General features: G+C 34.3%; 3 protein-coding genes. All 3 read right to left on the bottom strand.

The genetic code is table 11. The annotated features are described in order from the left end of the window. Positions 1-752, bottom strand: a 752-nt coding sequence (locus tag PHQ99_08365; GenBank protein MDD4289584.1) for an ABC transporter ATP-binding protein, incomplete at its 3' end; no start/stop codon positions are given. 76 nt (positions 753-828) lie between these two features. Further along, the gene (locus PHQ99_08370; GenBank protein MDD4289585.1) at positions 829-1,878 is read right to left on the bottom strand and encodes an iron ABC transporter permease; all 1,050 of its coding nucleotides are present in this window, start codon (positions 1,876-1,878) and stop codon (positions 829-831) included. Between the two features lie 34 nt (positions 1,879-1,912). Beyond that, the gene (locus tag PHQ99_08375; GenBank protein ID MDD4289586.1) at positions 1,913-3,019 is read right to left on the bottom strand and encodes an ABC transporter substrate-binding protein; all 1,107 of its coding nucleotides are present in this window, start codon (positions 3,017-3,019) and stop codon (positions 1,913-1,915) included. Between the last annotated feature and the right edge of the window lie 73 nt (positions 3,020-3,092).

The raw sequence follows: 3,092 nt of genomic DNA on the forward strand, positions 1-3,092 counted from the left end.
TATGCCATTACTACAATAGGTATTCCATTATATTTATCAACATAGGCATTTATATTAAATACTTCACGAATATTTTTGGAGTTAATAATACTGCTATCACCTTTTGCATATATCATCCCATCTTTCAGCAAGATAAATTTATCCGAAAATCTTAGAGTAAGATTTAAATCATGCATAACAACAATAGAAGTAATACCCTGGGACCGGGATATGTTTTTTATAATGCCCATCACTTCCATTTGGTTTTTTAAATCCAGGTTACTTGTCGGTTCATCCAGTAGAAGTATTTGCGGTTCCTGGGCAAGTGCCCTGGCAATTATTACCTTTTGCAGTTCTCCACCACTTAATTCGCGGGTAAACCTCAGGGCATGTTCCTCAAGATTCATAAGTTTTAAAACCTTTCCGGTTATATCAAGATCTTTTCTCGAAACATCCCACTTTATATGGGGTTTTCTCCCCAATAATACCGCATCAAAAACGGTTATATAATTAGCGGAGGCTGTTTGAGAAACATAAGCCATCTTTCTGGCAATCTCTTCTTTATTGAGTTTTTTGAGATTAAAATTATTAACAAGTATTGTTCCTTTTTTTGGTTTCAATATTTTGTTAATACATTTTAAAAGAGTTGACTTTCCTGCCCCGTTTACTCCCAGGACAGATATTACTTCACCTTTATTTACCTCAAATTTTACATTTTTTAAGACATCTTTACCATTATAAGAGAATGCAATATCATTAACGGAAAGAATCATCATAGAAATCTCCCTTATTATTATCTTAAACACTTCTATTCTCACAGGTATGATGCAAGCATAAGTAGAATAGAAATTATTTATACATCTTTATCAATAAATACAGAAATAATGGCGCTCCCATAAAGGATGTCAAAATACCCACAGGTAAGACAATCGGGGATATAACAGTCCTGGCAATTGTATCTGAAACCAATAACAGGATTGCACCGAATAAAGCAGATACAGGAATAAGAAACCTGTAATCTCCACCTATTAATATTCTTACCAGATGGGGGCATATTAGTCCAACAAACCCGATTATACCCAAAAAAGCCACATTAACGGATATTAAAACTGCTGCTATAGATATACTTAATAGTCTTATTCTTTCAGTTTCAACACCCAGTGATTTTGCACTTTCCTCACCACTTTCCAATGCATTGTAATCCCATCGCTTATAAATAAAAAAAGTCAATGAAAAAATCATAACAATAGCCATTATGCCAACTTCTGTCCATAAAGGCCTTCCTAAGTCTCCAAAGGTCCAATAAACCATTGACGCCAATTGCAAATCATTGGCAAAATACTGTATAACCATGGTTCCTGCGGAGAACAGGGAACCCATGGCAATTCCAGCTAAAATCATCGCCTCAGGTGTAAATTTTCTTAACCTGGCTAATAATAATATTACTAAAGCTGCCAGCATGGCACCAGCAAATGCAAAAAAAGTAACTAAATAGGGGCTGTTTATAAATATCCTTCCACTACTTTCTGCCCCGCCAATACCAAATAATATTATGGCAAAAGCAGCCCCGAACATTGCTCCGTGGGATATTCCTATTGTATAAGGAGAAGCAAGGGGATTGCGAAGTGTACATTGCATAACAGCACCCGAAACAGCAAGAGAAATTCCTGCAATCAAAGCTGCAATAATTCTTGGTAAACGTATATTCAGGATAATTAAATTAGCCGTATCATCACCCTGCCCGATTAAAACATCGTAAATTTGTTTTGAGGATAATTGATATCCTCCTATAGATAATGAATAAAGGCTGAAGATGATTAAAAAAAACAACAGACTAATTCCAATTACTATTTTTTTTCTATTTAATTTTTCATATTTTTCAGTAATAGTTTTGGTCATAACGTATTGGCAGCAATGCCTTTCTCTTGATTCATTAATAATTTATAAAAGCCCCGAATCTCTCTTTTAGCTTATAATAAACACCTTCACCATTTTCTTTATAAAATTTCTTATAGATCTCGATGCTCTTTTCATCTATATCAATATCATCAAAAGCTTCAGGATATAATATTTTTCCTACAAAATAAGCATCAGCAATAGCGTTCTCTTTATTATAAGCATACCAGCAATATGGCAGTATACTATAAACCTTTTTATCCTGAACAGCCTTTAAACTATTAAAAGGAGTGGATGTTAATTCTGATTCAATTATTGGTAACGAAACCGGTGAGAAAAATATTACATCCGGGTTCCATCCTATTAATGCTTCCCTGTCAATACTAACTCCTGAACTTAAATTAGACAATTCAGAAGCTACATTTTTTACATTGACTAAATTAAATGGCGGCCATTGAGGGTCGGTCCCGGTTATTCCATGGGAACCAAAAAAGGCACGTCCTCCGATATAAGCATTTTTCTTTTCATCTTCGGAAATATTCTCAGTCCTTCCCCAAAGATCCTGGTAATACCCTTCAATAATTTCTATTATTTCTTCGGCCTGCTCTATTTTACCCAGGGTAGCCCCGATTATTTTTAAGGAATCATAGAATAATTTATCCTGTTGGGCTGTTCCTATTGGATCAGTATAAAGAGCAATAACAGGGATATTGGTTTTATTTGACAGATCATTAACCTTTTCTGCTCCGCTTGCCCCTATAAATATGATATCAGGATCTAACCCTATTATTAATTCATGATTAAAGCCGCTTCCCCCTACTCCTACATTAACTACTGGTAAATCATAAAGTTGGGGAAAAGCCAACATGTATGGTAAATCTGACCCTTGAGGGGCACCTTTTTCATCAGTCTCAGATTTTTCTCTGTATTCGATTCCAACAATCTTGTCTGTTACCCCAAATAATACAATTTCCCGAAGAGAACTTCCTACAGCAAGAATTCTATTAATATCAGCTGGTACTGAAACTTCTCTTCCCAAAATATCAGTGATTTTTATCTCATTTGTAAAACAAGTCATGCTCATAGCACTAATTATTAATAACAAAATTGATAAAATTAGATATTTTTTCTTACTACTTGTCATACCATATCCTCCATTAATTTTTTCTGATATAAAAAGCAAAACAGTGTTACTTTTTTAATAATTGTAACACTGT

It is taken from the genome of Atribacterota bacterium, from assembly GCA_028703475.1.
Taxonomy (GTDB): domain Bacteria; phylum Atribacterota; class Phoenicimicrobiia; order Phoenicimicrobiales; family Stramentimicrobiaceae; genus JAQVMU01.